Raw genomic sequence first — 21030 nt, forward strand, 5'->3', positions numbered from 1 at the left:
GACGAAGAAAGGTGATCCATGACCCGAGCTCTAGTTACCGGTTCAGGCATTCGTCTTGGCCGGGCCATGGCGCTTTTTCTTGCGCGGCGGGGATATGACGTCGCGGTTCACTACGCCAGTTCGCGGGCCCCGGCAGAGGAGACCGTGGCCGAGGTTCAGGCGAAGGGGCGCAAATCCGTTGCACTACAGGCCGACCTGCTGGACGAAGCCCAGGTTCAGGCGCTGCTGCCTCGCGCGGTCGAGGCGCTGGGCGGGCCGATCACCTGTCTGGTCAACAATGCTTCGGTCTTCGAGTACGACAATATCCGGACGGCCACTCGGCAAAGCTGGGACCGCCATCTCGACAGCAATCTGCGCGCGCCGTTTGTGCTGACGCAGGCAATGGCTGCGCAGGGCCTGGAGCCTGAAACGGACGACGCGGGCGAGCCCGTTGCCACCGGTCTGATCGTCAACATGGTCGACATGCGGGTGCGCAAGCTGACGCCGGAATTCATGTCCTACACCATTGCCAAGATGGGTCTTTGGGCGCTGACACGCACCGCGGCGCAGGCGCTGACGCCCGCGATCCGCGTCAATGCGATCGGGCCGGGTCCGACCATGCAGGGCCACCGGCAAAGCGAAGGGCACTTCAAAGCGCAACGCGCCAATACTGTTCTGGAACGCGGCGCGAACCCCTCCGATATCACCGCGGCGCTGGGGTATTTTCTGGATGCCCATGCCGTAACCGGGCAGTTGCTTTGCGTCGACGGCGGCCAGCACCTTGGCTGGCGGACGCCTGACGTGCTGGGACTGGAATAGGCAATTTTGCTGTAAGTTTTGCACCGCTCTCATTTGTGTTACCGGCACGTTACAAAAATGTCTTTTTTTTCATACACTTGTCACGTGTGAGAAAAAATCTCTATAAATAACAGGTGGTTATATGATCGCCTAATTATTAGGCAAACAGGGAAATAGGCAATGAAACAAGGGAAAAACGAGGCGATACAAAAGTTATCTGCACAGTTATCCACAGAAACCGTGGACTTGTTTACTCTTGATCTGAGGTCGACAAGATTGCAGCCATGGTCAGAGAATCATATCTCAGGCCAATGACCACCCAGGACGACCCTTCATCAGACACGCAGCCCACCGGCTATGCCTGCATTCAGCGTTACGTGAAAACGTTGGACAGCTCACCCGGTGTTTATCGCATGCTGGATAGCGACAGCCGCGTTCTTTATGTGGGAAAGGCGCGGAACCTCAGGGCGCGAGTGTCGAACTATGCGCGTCCGGGGCATTCGGGGCGGATCGAGCGGATGATTGCTGCGACGTCGTCGATGATGTTCCTGACCACCCGGACCGAGACCGAAGCGCTGCTGCTGGAACAGAACCTGATCAAGCAGCTCAAGCCGAAATACAACGTGCTGCTGCGCGATGACAAAAGCTTTCCGAATATTCTTGTCGCAAAGGATCATTCTTTTCCGCAGATCAAGAAACATCGCGGGGCGAAAAAGGAAAAGGGGGCCTATTTCGGCCCATTTGCCAGTGCGGGTGCGGTAAACCGGACCCTGAACCAGCTGCAAAAGGCGTTCCTGCTGCGCAACTGCTCGGATTCCATGTTCGACAGCCGCACACGACCTTGTCTGCTTTATCAGATCAAGCGCTGTTCCGGACCGTGCGTCGGCCTGATCTCCGAGGCTGACTATGGCGCAAGCGTCAAGGATGCGGAACGGTTCCTGTCCGGGCGGTCCACTCGGGTGCAGGAAGAATTGGCCGAACAGATGATGGTCGCCTCCGAGGCGATGGAGTTCGAACGCGCCGCCGGTCTGCGTGATCGCATCCGGGCGCTGACGCAGGTGCAGACCTCGCAGGGCATCAATCCGCGCGGGGTGGCCGAGGCAGATATCATCGGTCTTTACATGGACAGCGGGCAGGCCTGCGTTCAGGTGTTTTTCATCCGCGCCAACCAGAATTGGGGCAACAAGGATTTTTATCCGCGCGTGGGGCCAGACGTCTTGGCGGCCGAGGTCATGGAAGCTTTTCTGGGTCAGTTTTACGACAACAAGGAACCGCCCCGGCAATTGATCCTGTCAGACGGGATCGAAAACGCCGATCTGATGCAGGAGGCACTGTCTGAGAAGGCTGGCCGAAGGGTCGAAATCCTTGTGCCCCAGCGCGGTGAAAAGCAGGAACTGGTGGCTGGGGCCTTGCGCAATGCACGTGAATCTCTGGCCCGGCGCATGTCGGAAAGCGCAACGCAGGCCAAGCTGTTGCGCGGCGTGGCCGAGGCGTTTGATCTGGACAGTCAGCCGAACCGGATCGAGGTTTACGACAACAGCCACATTCAGGGCACCAACGCTGTGGGCGGCATGATTGTTGCGGGCCCGGAAGGGTTCATGAAAAACGCCTATCGTAAGTTCAACATCCGGGGCGACGATCTGACACCGGGTGACGATTTCGGCATGATGAAAGAGGTTCTGACCCGTCGGTTCACCCGTCTGCAAAAGGAGGACCCAGACCGGGACAAGGGGCTTTGGCCCGATTTGCTGTTGATTGATGGCGGTGCCGGTCAGGTGAGTGCCGTGCATGAAATTATGGTCGAACATGGTGTCGAAGACATCCCGATGGTCGGTGTCGCCAAAGGCGTTGATCGCGATCACGGCAAAGAAGAATTTCACCGGATCGGTCAGCGCCCCTTTGCGCTGAAACGCAACGACCCGGTGCTGTATTTCATTCAGCGCCTAAGGGACGAGGCGCATCGGTTTGCCATCGGAACACATCGCGCGAAACGGGCCAAAGCGGTGGGCGCGACACCTCTGGACGAAATCCCGGGGGTGGGTGCCGCGCGCAAAAGGGCGTTGCTGGCGCATTTCGGCAGTGCCAAGGCCGTCAGCCGAGCCAATCTGGCAGACTTGAAGGCGGTCGAGGGGATCTCAGCCGGGCTGGCCCAGAAAGTTTACGATTACTTCCACGACAAGGGCTAGACCTTCCGCCCACGCCACAGGATGTACAGCCCCGAGGCAACGATCAGCGCGCTGCCGGTCCACATGGTCCGGTCCAATTGCTCGCCAAATATGACGACCCCCAGTCCGATACCGAACAACAACCGGGAATAGCGGAAGGGCGTGACCGCCGAGACCTCGCCCGTGCGCATCGCCTTCATCAGCGACGCATAGGCGATTGTGCCCATCAGTGTGGCACCAACCAGGTGCAGGCTCGTGTGCAGGGTCACAGCGGCCATCGGCACATTTTCCCAGAACCGATAGGCCAAACCGGCCACGACGATGCAAAGAAAGCCATAGAACCCCAGCACTTCGGTTCCCAGCGACGCGGGTGCGGCACGGCTGGCCAGATCGCGTCCGGCAAAGCCCAGCATTCCCAACACGGCGAGGATGGAGAGGGCCGAGAAACTGTCCCCGGTCGGCTGGATGATGATCACGACGCCGATCAGCCCGATCAGGATTGCGCTCCACCGCCGCCAGCCGACGGTTTCACCAAAGAACAGGGCCGCTCCGGCGACCACGACAAGGGGCGTGGCCTGCAGAATTACCGTGGCCGAAGACAGGGGTGTCAGCGCAATGGCCAGCACGTAGAACAAACGCCCAAGGATTTCGAAGACCACGCGCACTTTCATCGGGCGCGATAGCACGTCAGGCTGAAACAGCCGCGTGCCACGCAGCAAGGCGGCAATTCCAAACACAAGCGCACCGCCCGCGCCGAACAGAATCAGGACCTGCCAGATCGGCAACGCGGCCGAGGCGCTTTTCAGCAGCGCATCCTCGAGCGCAAACAGCGCCATTGCCGAGATCATCCATAAACTGCCGATCAGGTTTGACCGGGGGTCCGTTTGAATATGCGGTGTCATGCTGCTGTCGTTCCCCAACCGGTCCGCACGCCAATCTGACGGCAAAGCGCGCGCGCGCCAAGCTGTATCTGGTTGAGATGTCCGGCTTGCGACCCTTTGACCACCAGTGCCGCAACCGCCTGTGATCGGGTCAGTTTTTTGCATGGCTGTCTTTTCTGTCCCGAAGTGGCGATGTAGTGTCGATCCATGAAGTGGAACCTGCCCAATATCCTGACCGTCCTGCGCCTGTTGGCGGCACCCGGTCTGGCCGTGATGTTTCTGTATTTCACCCGCCCCTGGGCGGACTGGTTCGCTTTGATCCTGTTTCTGACGGCCGCCATCACCGACTGGTTCGATGGATATCTGGCGCGTGCGTGGAAACAGGAAACCAAGATCGGGGCCATGCTGGACCCGATTGCCGACAAGGCGATGGTTGTGATCGCCCTGATGATTCTGGTCGGCTATTCCGCCGAGCACTGGACGCCCTGGCTGGTGCTGCCCGCAACTGTTATCCTGTTTCGCGAGGTTTTCGTCTCGGGCTTGCGTGAATATCTGGGTGACGTGGCCGGGACGCTGAAAGTCACGAAGCTGGCCAAATGGAAAACCACTGCGCAGATGGTGGCGATTGCCATCCTGTTTTCGCAAGGGATATTCGAGCACCATTTTGTGATGGGGTCCTTTGGCATGGATGCCGAAACACTCGATCGGGTCCTGATGGGTGAGATCGAGGACCTGAACGGCCTGCGCTGGCATCTTGAGGGGATGTTCTGGTCCGGGCGGATTGGGCTTTGGCTGTTGTGGATCGCGGCGACTCTGACATTGATCACGGGCTACGACTACCTACGTAAAGCCATGCCGCATCTGAAGGAGAGCTGAGCGATGGATGTGCTGTATTTCGCATGGGTGCGCGAACGCATCGGCCTGCCGAAAGAAAGGGTCGAGACCGAGGCCGCAACGGTATCCGATCTTGTGGCCGAGCTGAGCGCGCGAGAAGACCGCTATGCCGCAGCCTTTGCGGACCTGTCCGCATTGCGGGTAGCGCTGGATCAGGAACTTTCGGACTTTGACGCCTCGCTGGCCGGTGTGCGTGAAGTGGCGTTCTTTCCGCCCATGACCGGCGGCTGACGCGATGCGTATTGCCGTTCAGGAAGAAGCGTTTGACCTTGGCGCCGAAGCCAACGCTTTTGCGTCAGGGGATTCAGCCAACGGCGCCATCGTGACCTTTACCGGTATCGTGCGCAATCTGGCCACGGGTGATCTGGATGTGATGGAGATCGAGCATTACCCGGGCATGACCGAGCGCGCGCTGACCAGGATCGCCGAAGAGGCTCAGGAACGCTGGTCTTTGGGGGATGTTCTGGTAATCCACCGCCACGGGCGGCTGGCCCCGGGGGACCGGATCATGATGGTTGCCACGGCTGCGCGGCATCGCAAGGATGCATTCGAGGCGGCAGAGTACTTGATGGACTATCTGAAATCCCGCGCGCCCTTCTGGAAGAAAGAGATCACCTCGGGCGGGACGGAGTGGGTGGCCGCGAAAGATGAAGACGAAGACGCGTTGACCCGCTGGTAATACTCGAACCGGCACCCGTCGGGCGGATGCCGGCGCGTGTCAGGGCAGATTAGCTGGATTGTTCCGCGTTGCAGGTCCGTGCTGCTTCAATGGCTTTCTTTGTGCCATCCAGGTTGACGGTGAATGCGAATTCCTTTTCCGGGAACACGATCATTTCGTTTTTGTTGATGACGTCGTCAACGAACTGAGCGTTGTTCGCCAGGATGTACCCGCCGGTATATCCATCGGCCAGGTGCTTGGTTTTCTTGTGCGCTTCGGCCTCATAAACGTTGCCGTCTAGTGACAGGAAGATCTTTTCCTTCTTACCTTTCAGGCCGATGTCATTCTTCGTGAAAACCCCCAGATAGCCCATCTCATGGTCTTTGGTCAGGCCCATTTGAACGACGTTCTGGTTTTCGTCCATGCGCTCGATCAGGCAGGACCCGCGCGTATCATCTACAAAGATGGTCCATCCGGATTCTTCCCCCCAATTTGAAAACGTATCGTTTTCCGAGGGGATGACATCGCCGGAAGCCAGGGCTGAGGTTGCGGAAAATGCGCAAAGCACTGTGGCGGTTTTCAAAGTATCTTGGAAATTCATAGTACACTCCAATTTTCTGGATAGTGGACAGTGATGTGTGTAGGCAAAAACACACCAATTCGTAGTATTGAATTTGTCGCCAATATTGAAGGCGAAAGAAACAGACCGGCCAAAACACGCCGATCTTGTTTACTGTTGTCCTGAGGCAAGCTCAGGTTGTGCAGTCGACGCCAAGGTTCAGTCGGCGTTGTTTATCCGCCCGCGCAGTTCTTCCGCCTCTTGCCGCGCCGCGCGCAGGCCGTCCATCGCGGCGGCAAGTTCGGCTTCGGTCTGGGTCAGCTGGTTGGACAGTTCGGCCTCGCGTTGTTGCAGGTAGGTAATCGCCTGATCGCGGGTTTCTTCGGCTTCATGCAACTCCTGGCTCATACGGTCCAGATCAGCGACGTCGCTTTGGCGGACGCGGGACAGACGATGGGCCAGCCAGTTGGCGAACCAGCCCATGCAGAATGCCGCAAACAGGATGACGGCAGTGGCGATGATGAATTCGGTTCTGTTCACTTTACTGATCCCCTGCATCCGTATCAGATGCGCTGTTTTCCGGTTCTTCAGGCTCGGATGGCGTGGCTTCCAGCGCATCAAGCCCGGTTTCCCTGTCCGCAAGCGGTTCGGGTCGGATCAGGCGAAACTCGATGCGGCGGTTTTCTTCCCGGCCTTCTTCGCTGTCATTGTCCGCGATGGGTTGCGTTTCACCATAGCCGACGGCCGAGTAGCTTGCCGTTGGTATCCGGCGCGCGCGCAGCTCACTCAGAACGGACTGGGCGCGGGACTGGCTCAGCTGCTGGTTCATCTCTTCGCGGCCCTGGCTGTCCGTGTGGCCCTGAATTTCAAGCCGGATGGGGCCACATTCCCGCAGGATCTCTGCGATCTGGTTCAGCGTATCCCGCGATTCGGTGGCAACGGTGGCCGAGCCGGGTTCGAACGCGATCTTGCCTGCCGCCTGAATCTCGGCAATCTGGGACTCGCAAAGTTCCGGATCGGGCAGGGCATCTTCGGGTTCGGGCGGTTCCTGATAGGTGATCGACAGGGTGAAATCTTGCGCTTCGCCCAGTTTGTCTGACAGATGCCCGGCTATGCGGGCCTTTGCATCTTCCTCATGGCTGACACCGGACAGTTCCACCACCTCGGGCGTGACGGTCAGAACACCATTGTGCAGTTCCGACAGCGCCTCAAGCCCGGCCAGCACCCGCAGCGGCCAGTCGGCGGGCAGATCGGGAACAATGCGGGTTGCCACGTGCACCTGTTCCGAGCCGAAGGCCGCGCGGGCAAAGCTGTCGACCATGTCCCGCAAGGTTTCATCCCCGACACGCCCACGCAGTTGCACCAGGCCTTCCGGGCTGCGGGTTGCGGAAAACTCGGGCGGGCCGGCCTGGTCTTGTGTATCTGGTTCGGGCAAAACGGCGTGCAGGGCAAACACTTCCGGCAATGCGTTTTCCAATTCACCCACGACCCGGTCGAATGTGGCGGGGTCCGCGCCTTGCGCCGCGATCAGCGTGATGTCGGCATCGGACATGGTCACCGAACCCTGCCCGATATCGGCCAGCGCCCCGATGCTGAGCTCGGCAGCGCGGGCCCAGCGAGGCGAGGGGACACCCAGCCCGATGGTGCAATGGTAAGGACCGGACAATCCTGCTGCTTGCGCGGCGGCCACGATTGTCTGACGGGCCTCGTCATCCTGCGCCGAACAGGCGTCGAAACGCCCCCCTTCTTCGGTGATCAGGTAGCGCAACGTAAAAGGTGTGATCACCGGGCGCGGTGCTGAAATCGACAGGCCGATCCGAAGGCTTGGCGGTGCTGCGCGCGTCAGGTCGCGCTCCAGCATCTCTTTTTCCTTCTGGCTGTCGGTGATGGCCGTGATCCGCACCAGCCCGGGGCTGGCCGAGATCTTGGCCCGGGGCAGCTTCGCCAGCGCGCTCAGCGCGTAAGTAAATGCGTCGTCCCAGCCCTTCGGCTTGGGATAGTCAGCCGTTTCCAGCAGATCTGACACGGGAGTGTTTGGAACCAGTTTTTCCAACTGGCTGATCATGGCGTCACGATCCACGCTGGCCGGGATCAGACCGATGACCGAGATGCCACTGTCGTTGCGCAGGATTTCGGTCGAAAACCGCGGTGCCGCCAACGTTGTGGTGGGCGCAACTTCCATCTCATCGATGACACGCGATGTATCGACTTCGGTTCCGGCAGCGGTCAGCGCGTTGAAACGCGTTGCCTCGTCCGAAGCGGTGCCGGTCAGAACCACGCGCAGCCCGTCTGAATGCACTTCGGCCCAGTCGTGCCCCTTGAGATCCAGCGCCCGGCGCACGGCAAATTCCGAAGCTTCTTCGACCTTTGTCACGGCATAACTGGCCGCCAGCAGCGACAAACCGCCCGACACGAGAAAGATCAGGACAACAGCGATGGAAAAAGGCAAACGCATGTGCGGTTTCGGGACTCCTCGGGCGATTGGTCGGGACTCTTACAGAGGCGTGGCCTGGGGTGCAATCAGAGCAGAAGCGCGACGCAGAGGAAGATCAGCGGAATCAAGCCGGTGTCGCGGTTGGCCCGGAACAGTTGCAACAGTTTGGCGTTGTCTTCGATATCCAGCCCGCGCAATTGCCAGGCCATGTGCCAGCCCATCGCCCATGGCCCGGTCAGGGCAACGACCAGTGCCATGATGGACGCCTGCTGGGCCGCACCATCGATGATGGCAAGTCCCATAAGCGCGACGGTTGCGACCAGAAAATACTTGAGCCATTTCACCGTATCCGTCCCGAACAGCCGCGCGGTGGATTTGATGCCGATCAGTTCGTCATCCTCGGCATCCTGATGGGCATAGATGGTATCGTAAAACAGCGTCCAGGCGATGCCCGACAGGTACAGGGTAACTGCGGGCCAGCCTACTGTGCCGCTATGGGCGGCCCAGGCCAGCAGCGCCCCCCAATTGAAGGCCAGGCCCAGAAAGACCTGAGGCCACCAAGTGAACCGCTTTGCGTAAGGGTAGATGGTCACGGGCAACAGGGACAGAACGCCCATGGCGATGGCCGCCTGATTGAAAGTCAGAAGAATCCCCAGCGCCAGCAGGCATTGCAGGCCCATCCAGACAACCGCCTGCCGAACGCTGACCTGTCCGGACGGGATCGGCCGGGACCGTGTGCGCTCCACCTGCCCGTCAAATTCGCGGTCGGTGATATCGTTCCAGGTACAGCCTGCACCACGCATAAGAAAGGCTCCGATGGCGCAGCCGATCGCGATCCACAGATCCTCCCAGCGTGGGTTTCCGTCGCTGAGAATTGCCAGCGCAAGGCCCCACCAGCAGGGAATCAGCAGCAGCCACGTGCCGATGGGCCGGTCCGCGCGGCTGAGGCGCAGGTAGGGCCGCGCAAAAGCGGGCGCATGGGTGTCGACCCAGTTGCCGCTGACGGCATCGGCGACCTGACCATCTGGTGTTGGGACGTTGCCTTGCATATGTAAGGTCTCATGAGTGCAAAAATCAGACTGTATGTAGAGCACCCTCTGGGTCGGGGGCAATCCGTTGAATTGACGCGCGAGCAGGCACATTACCTGTTCGGCGTCATGCGTCTGGCTGTCGGGGCACACGTTGCCCTGTTCAACAGTCGGGACGGAGAGTGGCTGGCCGAGGTGGCCGAGGCAGGCAAACGCGGCGGCACGCTGGCCTGTGTCGAACAGACAAGACCGTTGCAGATGCCGCCCGACCTTTGGTTTCTGTTCGCGCCGATTAAAAAGGCACGCACCGACTTCATCGTTGAAAAGGCGGCGGAAATGGGTGCCGCTCGGATCATGCCGGTGCAGACCGAATTCACCAATTCCGAACGAATCCGGCAGGACCGTTTGCAGGCCCATGCGGTTGAGGCCGCCGAACAGTGCGGCGGAACCTTCGTACCCGAAGTTTGCGAGCTGCAGCGCCTGGACCGTGTGCTGGATGCTTGGCCCGATGGGCGGCAACTGATGTTCTGCAACGAGGCGGAAGTAGGCTCTGCGCTGAGGCTGGCCGAACAGGAAAAGGGCGGGCCGTGGGCCATTCTGATCGGTCCCGAAGGCGGGTTTTCCGAGCGTGAGCGCAACCGCCTGACCGCGTTGCCTTATGCGCATGTGGTCAGTCTGGGCCCGCGCATTCTGCGCGCGGATACCGCGACTGTGGCGGCCCTGACCATGTGGCAGCAGGCGCTGGGGGATTGGTCGTGACCTGGTGTTTGGCGCAAGCCGCCGACCTGCCCGCGATCGAGGAATTCCTGCGCCGTCACCTGCAATCTTCAATGTTTCCGCTGGCCAACTTGCGGGACTTCGGACTGAACGGATCGGAACCCCGGTCCCTAAAGGTCTGGATGCTGGGCGAGCCGCCGCGCGCCGTTCTGGCCATCACGAACGAAGGAATGCTGTTGCCGCAGTGCCGGGATTGCACCGATGCCGAGCTTGAAGCGGTACTAAAGATGTTGAAAAGCCGCCCGGTCATCGGTGTGATCGGTGAGGCCGCCCAAGCCCGGCGCATTTTGCAACTGGCTGGCTGGCAAAACAGACCCGCTATCCTCAGCCGGGATGAGCCTGCCTTTTCGCTGGAACTGGAACAGCTGATTATTCCAGACCTGCCGGGAGCGCGCCTTGTCCCCTTGTCGGCAATTGACCGGGCGCTGGCCGTTCACTGGCGGCACAGCTACCATCTGGAATCCTTGGGAAAGGACTCGGATCAGGCGCAACATCAGGCCGAGCGCGACATTGACGGGTATCTGAGCCTGGACAGCCACCGGGCGTTGTTGTTGAACAACCAACCTGTCTGCATGACCGGTTTCAACGCCGTTTTGCCAGACGTGGTTCAGATCGGCGGGGTTTATACGCCGCCTGAACTGCGCCGCCGCGGCTATGCCCGAACCGCCGTCGCGCTGCATCTGGCCGAGACGCGCGCAAAGGGTGTGTCACGTGCCGTACTTTTTGCCGCTTCAGATTTTGCGGCGCGGGCCTATATCGCAGTAGGATTTGTTCGGGCAGGTCAGTTCTCGGTGAACCTGTTCAAGACGGAAAAGGAGGCCGCCGCATGAGTTTCATCCGCCCGGAAGCGAAACTGGCCCTGTGGCGCTGGCGCGAAGTGCTGGTGGCCGTCGCCGTTTTTCTGGTGGGCCTCAGTTGGATTAGCGGGCCCGGCGGGCTGCTGGGCTGGATGGGCTGGATTCTGGTCGCCGTGGCGGCGGCGCTGGCGGTGATCGGGGTGCAGCGGGTGCGATTCCGCATGGGCGCGGGTGGTCCCGGTGTCGTGACAATAGATGAGGGGCAGATCACCTATCTCGGGCCTCTGGATGGCGGCATTGTCGCAGCGCGCGAAATCGAGAGGCTGGCGCTGGACCCGACCTCGGACCCGGCGCATTGGGTGCTGGACCAGCCGGGACAGCCCGCACTTCACATTCCTGTGAACGCCGAAGGCGCCGAGGCGCTATTTGATGTGTTCTCGGCCCTGCCGGGGCTGAAAACCGAACAGATGTTGTCGGAACTCAACGGCGGATCGCCGCATCCGGTGGTAATCTGGGAACGCACGCCCTCGCGCCCGTCGCATGTGCGCCTGCATTGACACTGGCCGCGTTTGCGACCACGACTGACCCAGCAACAGACACTTCAGGAGCGGAGCGCGGTTCATGTCCATTCCCCAGTCCGGCGGCGGGCCGATCGAACGCCACGAGCAACTGGCCGAATATCTGGAATCGGGCTGCAAGCCCAAGGCCGATTGGCGTATCGGTACCGAGCATGAGAAGTTCGGGTATTGCAAGGACACGCTGAAACCGCTGCCGTTTGAAGGCACCCGGTCCATCGTTGCGGTGCTTGAAGGCTTGCGCGACCGTCACGGCTGGAGCGAGGTACGTGAAGCCGGGCATCTGATCGGTCTGGAAAAGGACGGCGCGAATGTCAGCCTTGAACCGGGCGGCGCGCTGGAATTGTCGGGTGCCCCACTGGAGACCATCCACGAAACCTGTGACGAGGTGAACACTCACCTGCGCGAGGTGAAGGATATCGCCGACGAGATTGGTGTCGGTTTCATTGGTTTGGGGGCGGCTCCGATCTGGACCCATGACCAGATGCCGCTGATGCCCAAGGGCCGTTATCGGCTGATGAACGACTATATGGAAGAAGTCGGCACCATGGGCCGCGCCATGATGCGGCGCACATGCACGGTACAGGTCAATATCGACTTCGGCTCCGAGGCCGATATGGTTCAGAAACTGCGCGTGGCACTGGCGTTGCAGCCGGTGGCAACGGCGCTGTTTGCAAACTCTCCGTTCTTCGAAGGCAAGGTCAACGGACAGAAAAGCTGGCGCAGCCACATCTGGCGGCATCTGGACGATGCCCGCACCGGGATGTTGCCCTTCGTATTCGAGGACGGATTCGGGTTCGAGCGTTACGTTCAGTATGCGCTCGATGTGCCGATGTATTTCGTCTACCGCAATGGCGAATACATCAACGCGCTGGGCATGTCCTTCCGTGATTTCCTGCAGGGCAAACTTCCGGCGCTGCCGGGGGAAACCCCGACCCTGTCCGACTGGGCCGACCACCTGACCACCGCCTTCCCCGAAGCGCGGATCAAGAAGTTCATGGAAATGCGCGGTGCCGATGGCGGCCCGTGGCGCCGCCTGTGCGCGCTGCCTGCCTTCTGGGTCGGGCTGACCTACGATCAGGGCGCGCTGGATGCGGCGTGGGATCTGGTCAAAGGCTGGGACGCGGAAACCCGCGAGGCGCTGCGGGTTGAGGCCGCCAAAGACGGGCTGCAGGCGCGGGTTGGCAACATCAGCATGCATGATCTGGCACGCGAAGTGGTGGCCATTTCCGAGGCCGGCCTGAAATCCCGTGCGCGCCCCGGCGCCGGAGGTCTGGTCCCCGATGAGACCCATTTCCTGAATGCGCTGAAGGACAGTATCGAGACCGGTAAGATTCCGGCAGACGAGTTGCTGGATCACTTCTATGGAGACTGGAACGGCGATCTGACCCGTATTTACCCTGAATACAGCTACTGAGACCATCGGGCGCGCTAAGGCATGATTTGCCAAAACAGGCCTAATGTCTTGTACTTCTTGCGGGCCGTCAGATACTAGCACGCATTCCGTCGCGCGAGTGATCCATGGCCCGTATCAGTGAACTTCATTATTCCAACGCCTACGCCGCCAGTTCGGGCGTAAACGAATTTCTTGAAGTCGCACTGCGCCCAGATGAGATTCCGGCAGATTTCACGGTCTCGTTCTACCAGGCAAACGGGCAGGTCGGGATCGAAATTCCGCTGGATCATCCCTCAGTTCAGATGTCGGTCGATGCCGACAACAACGAGCTTGTTTTTGTCATATCGGCGGATGACTTCCCGATCCTTCTGACGGATCCCAACGGTGGCGGGCCGACCAACTACGAAGCTTATGCACTGACCAATACGAACACTGGTCAGGTCATCGATTTTTACGATATCGGTGGCGGCACAACGAACATCGTCGCGCAAAACGGGCTTGCGGCGGGGCAGACTTCGGTCAACCTGCCGGTTCTGGTCGGACCGAACCAGACCACGACAACGTTGCAATTCAATCAGCCCGATCCGGATACCCTGACCTACGGGTCAGTGGCCCCCGGCGACAGTGGTGCGGCCTGTTTCACGGCGGGCACAATGGTGGAGACGCCCGACGGACGTTGCGCTGTCGAAAATCTGCGGCTGGGTGATCTGGTGCACACAATCGACGCCGGGCCGCTGCCGGTTCGCTGGGTTGGCGGGCGCACGGTCTCAGGTCGTGGCCGCTTTGCGCCGATCCGGATCCACTCAGGTACACTTGGGGCCGAGGCCGATATTCTGGTCTCTCCCCAGCATCGTATCCTGATCACCGGTTGGCAGGCCGAATTGCTGTTTGGCGAAGATGAGGTACTGGTTCCCGCGATATCTCTGGTCAACGGCACCACCGTGACACAAGACCCTTGCGACATTGTCAGGTACATCCACCTGCTGTTTGACCGCCATCAGCTTGTCACCACCTCTGGCTTGATCTCCGAGAGCTTTTTTCCGGGGCAGGAGGGGCTTGCGGGGTTGGGAACGGACACTCAGGACGAGTTGCTGGCGTTGTTTACCCAGCTGCGCAATCACCCCGAGGCATATGGCCTTGCAGCGCGCCCGGTGCGGCAGGACAGAACCACAGCGCTGCTTCGTTTCGCCTGAATGTGCGCGCCCTCTTGCTTTCGCGGGCTGCTGTGATAGCAGGTCCGCAACAGCATTCAGGGGCCAAAGTCAGGAAGCGTCATGGACGATCTTAAGGCAAAATATCTGGGTCAGATCGCAGACGCGGGCGACGAGAACGCACTCGAAGCGATCCGCGTGGCCGCCGTGGGCAAAAAGGGCGAAGTCGCGCTGAAGATGCGCGAGCTGGGCAAAATGACACCCGAGGAACGCCAGGTTGCAGGCCCGGCGCTGAATGCCCTGAAGGATGAGATCAACTCGGCGCTATCCGCCAAAAAAGCCGCTCTGGCCGACGCCGCGCTGGATGAACGTCTGCGCACCGAATGGCTGGACGTCACCCTGCCGACCCGCGCGCGCCGTCAGGGCTCGATCCACCCGGTCAGCCAGGCGACCGAGGAACTGACCGCGATCTTTGCCGAACTGGGTTTCTCGGTGGCCGAAGGGCCGCGGATCGAAACCGACTGGCACAACTTCGACGCGCTGAACATCCCCGGCCACCACCCTGCACGGGCCGAGATGGACACGTTCTACATGCACCGCGCCGAGGGCGACAATCGCCCGCCGCATGTCCTGCGCACCCATACCTCGCCGGTGCAAATCCGGTCGATGGAGCTGCAGGGCGCGCCGATCCGCGTGATCTGCCCGGGCGGCGTGTACCGCGCCGACTATGACCAGACCCACACGCCGATGTTCCATCAGGTCGAGGGGCTTGCCATCGACAAGGACATCTCGATGGCGAACCTGAAATGGGTTCTGGAGGAATTCGTGAAGGCGTTCTTCGAGGTTGACGACGTCGAACTGCGCTTCCGCGCCTCGCACTTCCCCTTCACCGAACCGTCGGCCGAGGTTGATATCCGCTGTTCCTGGGATAACGGTCAGCTGAAAATCGGCGAGGGCGACGACTGGATGGAGATTCTGGGCTCGGGCATGGTCCACCCCAAGGTGATCGCCGCCGGAGGGATTGATCCTGAGGTCTATCAGGGTTTCGCTTTTGGCATCGGGATCGACCGTCTGGCGATGCTGAAATACGGCATTCCGGATTTGCGAGCCTTCTTTGATAGCGACCTGCGCTGGCTGCGCCATTACGGTTTCGCAGCGCTGGATATGCCGAACCTGCATGGTGGTTTGAGCCGGTAAGTGTATCCGCTGGGTGTATATCTGGCGAGCTATTATGATTGGTGGCGCCGTAGAGTAGCCAAGGTTCCATTTCTATGGCTGGTCGGGCTAGTTGTAGCGTTAGGCTTTCTTCAGCTTTCAGTAGAACGCTTGTTCGGATCGTCCTTTGCTTGGGTTTTGTTGGTTGCGGTTATCGCTGTATCTCCGGGAGTGTGGGTGGCTCTTTTGGCGACCCGTAACGGATTTTTAAAGAAAGTGAATCCTCTGAAAGAGGTGGAAGATCAAAAAGCCATGGCCAAGAAGCTCATTAATGAATTCGCGAAAAAGCAGTCGAAATAGCGGCGCGGAGCAAAGGCCGATAGGCCGCCGCGCCATCGCCAGACCGCCCGGACGGGCTGGCGATTTGTCTCCGCCAGCGTTCCGTTTGAACGTCACACGGGTTTGGCTGCCATAAAGTGCCCAACACAACCCGAGGATCGCCATCCCGCGGTCTGGCGATGGCGCGGCTTGGTGGTTTGGTTGGATGTCGGGCGGGCTTCAGCCCACCATGCCCCGGGTGCCGGGCTGGAGCCTGGCCTACACCAATATGTTACGTGACAGTGCCGTGAGTCTGACTAGGCTCCGGCCTATGATCTATCGACTGCTATGCCTGCTTCTGCTGACCGCCACCCCGGCCGCCGCCGTGGATACCTGCCACGGGGATACCGCCTGTCAGGTCGGCGACCGCTCGTATCATGTGCTGGAACCCGATGGCTGGGACGGGGTGACGCCTCTGCCGGTGTTGCTGCATTTTCACGGCTGGGCGCGGCAGGGGACGGTTGTGGTGAACCACGAGCGTATCGCCGGGGCCACGAAGCTGCGGGGCGTGTTGTTGGTCGCGCCGAACGGCCTGGGCAAAAGCTGGGATTTCTGGACACCGGACACTGGCGACGTGGCTTTCGCCAATCGAGTGCTTGAGGATGTCGCCAGTCGGTATCCCATTGATCCCGAACGTATCTATGTCTCGGGCTATTCCTATGGCGGCGCGATGGCGTGGCGCTTTGTCTGCCAGTCCGGCAATGACGTGACCGCTTTGTTGGCCGTGGCGGGCAGTATCCCGCAGACCGAGGATTGCCCAGAAGCCCCGCGCCAGGCGCGCCATGTTCACGGGACCGATGACACAGTAATGAGCTTCCCCTTTGGTCCGGGCGGCGATACGACCTATCCGGTGGCGCTGTGGCGGGAAAAATTCGGCTGTGCAACTGCAACCCCACGCGGCGACTGGAGTGTCGAGCCTTTCCTGACGCTCAGCCGGGTGGAATGGACCGATTGCGCGCGGGGAAAGGTGGTGCTGGACACCCATCCTGGCGGACATTTCATCCCTCATGGCTGGATCGGCTGGCAACTGGATGAGCTTTTGGGCCGCACCCCAGCCTATCCCTGACGCGCGGCGCTTGCACCCCGGCGCAATCTTTGCCATTGCCTTTGCCGACTGGATGTTTGCCAAAAAAGGCCCCGTGCAATGAAATTCACTCTGTCCTGGCTGAAAGACCACCTCGACACTGACGCTTCGGTTGATGAGATCGCCGAGGCGCTGACCGATCTCGGGCTTGAGGTCGAAGAGATCGTGAACCCGGCGGACCGGCTGAAGGACTTTAGGCTCGGCTATGTGAAACATGCCGAGAAACACCCTGACGCGGACAAGCTGCGCGTCTGCAAGGTCGAAACAGATGAGGGTGAGTTGCAGATCATCTGCGGTGCCCCGAATGCACGTGAGGGTATCACGGTCGTTGTTTGCAAACCCGGCATGTATATCCCCGGTCTGGACCTGACGATCAGCATGGGCAAGATCCGTGGCGTCGAAAGCTTCGGCATGATGGCGTCTGAACGCGAGCTTGAGTTGTCGGATGAACATGACGGCATCATCGAACTGCCTTCAGGCGAAGTCGGCGACAGGTTCGTCGATTGGCTGGCTGAGAATGACCCCTCGAAAGTCGATCCGATGATCGAGATTGCGATCACTCCGAACCGTCCGGACGCGCTGGGCGTCGAAGGGATTGCCCGCGATCTGGCCGCGCGTGGCATTGGCACCCTGAAACAACGTGACTACGTGCCGGTCCCGGGAGACTACGAAAGCCCGATCAAGGTGACGATTGACGAGGACACGTTGGACGGCTGTCCGCATTTCACCGGTCGTTTGATCCGGGGTGTCAAGAACGGTCCCAGCCCTCAATGGTTGCAGGATCAGCTGAAGGCAATCGGTCTGCGCCCGATTTCTGCCTTGGTGGACATCACCAACTACATGACTTTTGACCACAACCGCCCTCTGCACGTTTTCGACGCGGACAAGGTGCAGGGCAACCTGCGCGTTCACCGCGCCAAAGGCGGCGAAAAGCTGGTGGCACTGGACGAGAAGGAATACACGATTCAGCCCGGCATGATGGTGATTTCGGATGACAAGGGCCCGGAATCGATTGCGGGCATCATGGGCGGGCAGGAAACCGGCTGCACCGAAGAGACCGTTAACGTTTTCCTCGAAAGCGCCTTTTGGGATCACGTTCAGATTGCTTTGACGGGCCGGGCGCTCAGGATCAATTCCGATGCCCGTTACCGTTTTGAACGTGGCGTCGATCCGGAATACACCCGTGAAGGGCTTGAGCATGCGACGCAGATGATCCTTGATATCTGTGGCGGTGAAGTTTCGAACGTGGTCGAGGCAGGCAAGGCGCCGAACCACGCGCGTGCCTACAAGCTGGACGCGGCGCGGGTTCGGTCCCTGGTCGGCATGGACATCCCCGAAAGCGAGCAGCGCCAGACCCTGACCCGACTGGGCTTTCGTCTGGAAGGCGAGATGGCTCATGTTCCCAGCTGGCGCCCCGATGTCATGGGTGAGGCCGATCTGGTTGAAGAAGTCGCGCGGATTGCGTCCCTGACCAAGCTGCAGGGAAAGCCATTGCCGCGGGTCACAGACGGCATTCCGAAGCCGGTGATGACCCCGGCGCAGCGGCGGCAGTCGATGGCGCGACGCACCTGTGCGGCGCTTGGGTACAACGAATGCGTCAGCTACACGTTCATCGATCAGGCCTCGGCCGCGCTGTTTGGCGGTGGCGATGATGCGACGAAGCTGGAAAATCCGATCTCGTCCGAGATGAGCCATATGCGCCCGGACCTTTTGCCGGGGCTGCTGCAGGCTGCGGCCCGTAATCAGGCGCGTGGGTACGCGGACGTGGCTTTGTTCGAGGTCGGTCCGGTTTTTCACGATGGCGAACCCGGCGATCAGAAGACCCAAATTACCGGCCTGCTGGTCGGTCGAAATGGCCCCAAGGATGTGCATGGCGCGTCGCGCCCGGTCGACGTGTTCGACGTCAAGGCGGATGCCGAAGCCGTTCTGGCCGCGATCGGCGCACCTGCCAAGGTTCAGGTTCTGCGTGACGGTGACACCTGGTGGCATCCGGGTCGTCACGGTCGGATTTGTCTGGGCCCGAAGAAGGTGCTGGGTGTATTTGGCGAACTGCACCCGCGCGTCCTGCAGGCGATGAATATCAAGGGACCGGCAATGGCCTTCACGATCTGGCCGGACGAGGTGCCTTTGCCCCGAAAATCCGGCGCCACCCGCGCGGCGCTGGAACTGCGTGACCTGCAGGCGGTCGAGCGCGATTTTGCCTTTGTTGTCGATGCCGGGGTCGAGGCCCTGACACTGGTCAATGCTGCGGCAGGTGCCGACAAGGCGCTGATTGAGGACGTGCGTGTGTTCGACGAATTTATCGGTGGAAGTGTAGGTGAAGGCAAAAAGTCCCTGGCCATTACCGTGCGACTTCAGCCGACGGACAAAACGCTGAAGGAAAAAGACATCGAAGCCGTCAGCGCCAGGATCGTTGAAAAGGTCGCCAAGGCCACGGGCGGTACGCTGCGGGGCTGATGGAGTCCGCCTCCGGCGGGAGTATTTTCAAAAAGATGAAGGGGCGGTTGCGCCCCTTTGTTGTCTGGAGAGGAGAAAGCCATGCTGAACGTTTATCTGTCCGGGGAAATCCATACGGACTGGCGTGAACAGATCATCGAAGGTGCCAAGGGGCTGAGCATCGCGTTCAACAGCCCGGTGACGGATCATGCGGCCAGTGACGATTGCGGCGTTGTTATTCTGGGCGCCGAGACAGACAAATACTGGCATGACCACAAGGGCGCGATGGTCAACGCAATCAGAACGCGCAAGGGGATCGCCGATGCGGATGTGGTCGTGGTTCGGTTTGGCGACAAATACAAGCAATGGAACGCTGCCTTTGATGCCGGTTACGCGGCGGCTTTGGGTAAGTCTCTGATCGTGATGCACGGGCCAGATCATCAGCACGCGCTGAAAGAGGTGGACGCTGCCGCGCTGGCCGTGACCGAGACACCGGAACAGGTTGTCGGTGTCCTGCGCTATGTGTTGACCGGCGCGCTGCCGAAGTGATCTGCGGACCGAACGCAGGTCATTTTCCTCGGATTTACCGTCTGAATGCAGGCGTCCTTGCGAACGGCCCCGGTCCGCGCTGATTGCTGCTGACTGGCGTCTTCGGCGTGACGGGTCGGATTCCAAGCACTGGCGTCACTGGGGAAAAACATGCCGCCTTTCCCATGAAAATGATTGCGCGTTTGTGAGAATGGCGCAGTCATCCTATACGAAACCACAACACTTGGGGTTTGCCCCTGCCGGGAAAACTGGTGAATCGTGCGAAGGAACGCGCGAAAAAGGCGGAAAGAACAGACCGAAAAATCGCGGGCAGGCCAGAGCGAGCCGGATAAACGTAAGGAGACTTGCGGCATGCTGAAAAAGTGACTGCTGTTGCATCAATTGTTTGGGATCTGCGCAGATGCACAGATTTCTGTTTTAAGGATAGCGAAAACTGCGGCTTAGGGAGTAATCGGGAATGGAAATGGACCAGATTGTAGAAATGACAAACGGCTATCTGCCGGTTGCGCTGAATGCAGGCAAGGCGCTGATTGTCCTGATTTTGGGTTGGATCGCAGCGGGTGCAATCAGCGGTATGGTCCGTCGCCGGATCAACAGAACACCTCAGATCGATCCAACATTGGGCAACTTCGCCGCCAGCATCATCAAATGGGTCATTCTCGCGATGGTTGTCGTCGCTGTACTGGGGATCTTTGGGATACAGGCGACCAGTATCGTGGCCATTCTGGGTGCCGCATCGCTGGCCATCGGCCTGGCCCTGCAGGGAACGCTGAGCGATCTGGCCGCTGGTGTCATGCTGGTCGTGTTCCGCCCCTACAAGCTGGGCCAGTATGTCGATATCGGCGGGACGGCGGGGACCGTAAAAGACCTCAATCTGTTCACGACGGAACTGGTGACGCCGGACAACGTGCAGATCATCGTTCCGAATGGCCAGTCATGGGGATCGATCATAACCAACTACTCTGCGCATGATACGCGCCGCGTCGACCTGGTGTTTGGCATTGACTATGGCGACAGCGCAGATGAGGCGATGGAAATTATTCTGGATGTGGCCAAGGCGGATGAACGTATTCACAGCGATCCGGAGCCTTGGGTGCGTGTGACCAATCTGGGTGACAGCTCAGTCGATCTGACGGCGCGCCTGTGGTGTGCGGCGGCGGATTACTGGGACGTCAGGTTCGAACTCACCAAGACGATCAAGGAAGCCTTTGACGCCAAAGGCGTATCGATCCCCTATCCGCATTCAGTGGAGATCCAGAAACAGGGCTGATGGCTCCCGCCCGTCGGGCGGGCATTGGAAATGCCCTTCTCCTGTTGGGTCCGGCGCCGCGCGAAA

Annotated in this window: 22 protein-coding genes; 16 read left to right on the plus strand and 6 right to left on the minus strand. The window is 60.1% G+C overall.

Annotated features, from left to right (window positions below; genetic code table 11):
* Positions 1–18: 18 nt before the first annotated feature.
* Positions 19–798, plus strand: a complete 780-nt coding sequence (locus AC2FIR_RS03335; RefSeq protein ID WP_480912610.1) for an SDR family oxidoreductase — start codon at positions 19–21, stop codon at positions 796–798.
* A 290-nt stretch (positions 799–1088) separates the two neighbouring features.
* Entirely contained in the window at positions 1089–2963 is a 1875-nt protein-coding gene (uvrC, locus tag AC2FIR_RS03340) for an excinuclease ABC subunit UvrC (protein WP_496745214.1), read from the plus strand.
* Here uvrC and AC2FIR_RS03345 read toward each other — a convergent pair.
* Both AC2FIR_RS03345 and AC2FIR_RS03350 read right to left on the minus strand, forming a co-directional pair.
* Positions 2960–3844, minus strand: a complete 885-nt coding sequence (locus tag AC2FIR_RS03345) for a DMT family transporter (protein WP_496745022.1) — start codon at positions 3842–3844, stop codon at positions 2960–2962. The genes uvrC and AC2FIR_RS03345 overlap by 4 nt on opposite strands.
* The gene (locus AC2FIR_RS03350) at positions 3841–4032 is read right to left on the minus strand and encodes a hypothetical protein (protein WP_170614316.1); all 192 of its coding nucleotides are present in this window, start codon (positions 4030–4032) and stop codon (positions 3841–3843) included. Before AC2FIR_RS03350 ends, AC2FIR_RS03345 begins: the two co-directional genes overlap by 4 nt.
* Between AC2FIR_RS03350 and pgsA the strand changes: the two genes are divergently transcribed.
* Genes pgsA through AC2FIR_RS03365 form a run of 3 tightly spaced genes read left to right on the plus strand, consistent with a single transcriptional unit; the run spans position 4031 to position 5396 of the window.
* Positions 4031–4699 carry a CDP-diacylglycerol--glycerol-3-phosphate 3-phosphatidyltransferase gene (gene pgsA / locus AC2FIR_RS03355; protein WP_170614317.1) on the plus strand — a complete coding sequence of 223 codons (669 nt, stop codon included), beginning with the start codon at positions 4031–4033 and terminating at the stop codon, positions 4697–4699. The two genes, AC2FIR_RS03350 and pgsA, sit on opposite strands and share 2 nt — an antisense overlap.
* 3 nt (positions 4700–4702) lie before the next feature.
* On the plus strand, positions 4703–4948 hold the full coding sequence (moaD, locus tag AC2FIR_RS03360) for a molybdopterin converting factor subunit 1 (RefSeq protein ID WP_058281820.1): 246 nt from the start codon (positions 4703–4705) through the stop codon (positions 4946–4948).
* A 4-nt stretch (positions 4949–4952) separates the two neighbouring features.
* The gene (locus AC2FIR_RS03365; protein WP_496745018.1) at positions 4953–5396 is read left to right on the plus strand and encodes a molybdenum cofactor biosynthesis protein MoaE; all 444 of its coding nucleotides are present in this window, start codon (positions 4953–4955) and stop codon (positions 5394–5396) included.
* A gap of 49 nt (positions 5397–5445) precedes the next feature.
* Here the strand turns inward: AC2FIR_RS03365 and AC2FIR_RS03370 are convergent, their stop codons facing one another.
* From AC2FIR_RS03370 to ubiA, 4 genes are all read right to left on the minus strand, one after another.
* A complete protein-coding gene (locus tag AC2FIR_RS03370; RefSeq protein WP_496745016.1) occupies positions 5446–5976 on the minus strand; it encodes a hypothetical protein in 531 nt (176 codons plus the stop codon).
* 177 nt (positions 5977–6153) lie between these two features.
* The gene (locus AC2FIR_RS03375) at positions 6154–6474 is read right to left on the minus strand and encodes a hypothetical protein (RefSeq protein WP_170614320.1); all 321 of its coding nucleotides are present in this window, start codon (positions 6472–6474) and stop codon (positions 6154–6156) included.
* 1 nt (position 6475) lies between these two features.
* Entirely contained in the window at positions 6476–8389 is a 1914-nt protein-coding gene (locus AC2FIR_RS03380; RefSeq protein WP_496745014.1) for an OmpA family protein, read from the minus strand.
* A gap of 65 nt (positions 8390–8454) precedes the next feature.
* On the minus strand, positions 8455–9417 hold the full coding sequence (gene ubiA, locus AC2FIR_RS03385; RefSeq protein WP_480813046.1) for a 4-hydroxybenzoate octaprenyltransferase: 963 nt from the start codon (positions 9415–9417) through the stop codon (positions 8455–8457).
* Positions 9418–9429: 12 nt separating this feature from the next.
* On the opposite strand from ubiA, the gene AC2FIR_RS03390 reads away from it, so the two are divergent.
* From AC2FIR_RS03390 to AC2FIR_RS03440, 11 genes are all read left to right on the plus strand, one after another.
* The gene (locus AC2FIR_RS03390; RefSeq protein ID WP_321249436.1) at positions 9430–10155 is read left to right on the plus strand and encodes a 16S rRNA (uracil(1498)-N(3))-methyltransferase; all 726 of its coding nucleotides are present in this window, start codon (positions 9430–9432) and stop codon (positions 10153–10155) included.
* Entirely contained in the window at positions 10152–11003 is an 852-nt protein-coding gene (locus AC2FIR_RS03395; protein ID WP_170807360.1) for a GNAT family N-acetyltransferase, read from the plus strand. The genes AC2FIR_RS03390 and AC2FIR_RS03395 overlap by 4 nt, the downstream gene beginning before the upstream one ends.
* The gene (locus AC2FIR_RS03400) at positions 11000–11527 is read left to right on the plus strand and encodes a hypothetical protein (protein ID WP_170807361.1); all 528 of its coding nucleotides are present in this window, start codon (positions 11000–11002) and stop codon (positions 11525–11527) included. Before AC2FIR_RS03395 ends, AC2FIR_RS03400 begins: the two co-directional genes overlap by 4 nt.
* A 64-nt stretch (positions 11528–11591) precedes the next feature.
* Positions 11592–12962, plus strand: coding sequence for a glutamate--cysteine ligase (locus tag AC2FIR_RS03405; protein ID WP_496745011.1), 1371 nt, complete (start codon positions 11592–11594; stop codon positions 12960–12962).
* A gap of 104 nt (positions 12963–13066) precedes the next feature.
* Positions 13067–14134 (plus strand): Hint domain-containing protein, encoded by a 1068-nt coding sequence (locus tag AC2FIR_RS03410; protein ID WP_496761912.1) that lies wholly within the window; start codon positions 13067–13069, stop codon positions 14132–14134.
* A gap of 81 nt (positions 14135–14215) precedes the next feature.
* Positions 14216–15289, plus strand: coding sequence for a phenylalanine--tRNA ligase subunit alpha (pheS, locus tag AC2FIR_RS03415; protein ID WP_239339170.1), 1074 nt, complete (start codon positions 14216–14218; stop codon positions 15287–15289).
* Positions 15290–15607, plus strand: a complete 318-nt coding sequence (locus AC2FIR_RS03420) for a hypothetical protein (protein WP_496761916.1) — start codon at positions 15290–15292, stop codon at positions 15605–15607.
* A gap of 289 nt (positions 15608–15896) precedes the next feature.
* Positions 15897–16691, plus strand: a complete 795-nt coding sequence (locus AC2FIR_RS03425) for a CE1 family esterase (protein ID WP_480912588.1) — start codon at positions 15897–15899, stop codon at positions 16689–16691.
* Between the two features lie 78 nt (positions 16692–16769).
* A complete protein-coding gene (pheT, locus tag AC2FIR_RS03430; protein ID WP_496745004.1) occupies positions 16770–19166 on the plus strand; it encodes a phenylalanine--tRNA ligase subunit beta in 2397 nt (798 codons plus the stop codon).
* Positions 19167–19247: 81 nt separating this feature from the next.
* Entirely contained in the window at positions 19248–19694 is a 447-nt protein-coding gene (locus AC2FIR_RS03435; protein WP_170807368.1) for a YtoQ family protein, read from the plus strand.
* Positions 19695–20157: 463 nt separating this feature from the next.
* Positions 20158–20964, plus strand: coding sequence for a mechanosensitive ion channel family protein (locus AC2FIR_RS03440; protein WP_480813057.1), 807 nt, complete (start codon positions 20158–20160; stop codon positions 20962–20964).
* The last annotated feature ends 66 nt before the right edge of the window (positions 20965–21030 follow it).

This window comes from Ruegeria sp. CDSB136, from assembly GCF_059610965.1.

Coding starts and splice junctions, on each gene's coding strand:
- ubiA (WP_480813046.1), bottom strand. CDS start 9,417: ATGCAAGGCAACGTCCCAACACCAGATGGTCAGGTCGCCGATGCCGTC.
- AC2FIR_RS03405 (WP_496745011.1), top strand. CDS start 11,592: ATGTCCATTCCCCAGTCCGGCGGCGGGCCGATCGAACGCCACGAGCAA.
- AC2FIR_RS03350 (WP_170614316.1), bottom strand. CDS start 4,032: ATGGATCGACACTACATCGCCACTTCGGGACAGAAAAGACAGCCATGC.
- pgsA (WP_170614317.1), top strand. CDS start 4,031: ATGAAGTGGAACCTGCCCAATATCCTGACCGTCCTGCGCCTGTTGGCG.
- AC2FIR_RS03435 (WP_170807368.1), top strand. CDS start 19,248: ATGCTGAACGTTTATCTGTCCGGGGAAATCCATACGGACTGGCGTGAA.
- moaD (WP_058281820.1), top strand. CDS start 4,703: ATGGATGTGCTGTATTTCGCATGGGTGCGCGAACGCATCGGCCTGCCG.
- AC2FIR_RS03365 (WP_496745018.1), top strand. CDS start 4,953: ATGCGTATTGCCGTTCAGGAAGAAGCGTTTGACCTTGGCGCCGAAGCC.
- pheT (WP_496745004.1), top strand. CDS start 16,770: ATGAAATTCACTCTGTCCTGGCTGAAAGACCACCTCGACACTGACGCT.
- AC2FIR_RS03400 (WP_170807361.1), top strand. CDS start 11,000: ATGAGTTTCATCCGCCCGGAAGCGAAACTGGCCCTGTGGCGCTGGCGC.
- AC2FIR_RS03335 (WP_480912610.1), top strand. CDS start 19: ATGACCCGAGCTCTAGTTACCGGTTCAGGCATTCGTCTTGGCCGGGCC.
- AC2FIR_RS03370 (WP_496745016.1), bottom strand. CDS start 5,976: ATGAATTTCCAAGATACTTTGAAAACCGCCACAGTGCTTTGCGCATTT.
- AC2FIR_RS03410 (WP_496761912.1), top strand. CDS start 13,067: ATGGCCCGTATCAGTGAACTTCATTATTCCAACGCCTACGCCGCCAGT.
- pheS (WP_239339170.1), top strand. CDS start 14,216: ATGGACGATCTTAAGGCAAAATATCTGGGTCAGATCGCAGACGCGGGC.
- AC2FIR_RS03380 (WP_496745014.1), bottom strand. CDS start 8,389: ATGCGTTTGCCTTTTTCCATCGCTGTTGTCCTGATCTTTCTCGTGTCG.
- uvrC (WP_496745214.1), top strand. CDS start 1,089: ATGACCACCCAGGACGACCCTTCATCAGACACGCAGCCCACCGGCTAT.
- AC2FIR_RS03440 (WP_480813057.1), top strand. CDS start 20,158: ATGGACCAGATTGTAGAAATGACAAACGGCTATCTGCCGGTTGCGCTG.
- AC2FIR_RS03425 (WP_480912588.1), top strand. CDS start 15,897: ATGATCTATCGACTGCTATGCCTGCTTCTGCTGACCGCCACCCCGGCC.
- AC2FIR_RS03390 (WP_321249436.1), top strand. CDS start 9,430: ATGAGTGCAAAAATCAGACTGTATGTAGAGCACCCTCTGGGTCGGGGG.
- AC2FIR_RS03345 (WP_496745022.1), bottom strand. CDS start 3,844: ATGACACCGCATATTCAAACGGACCCCCGGTCAAACCTGATCGGCAGT.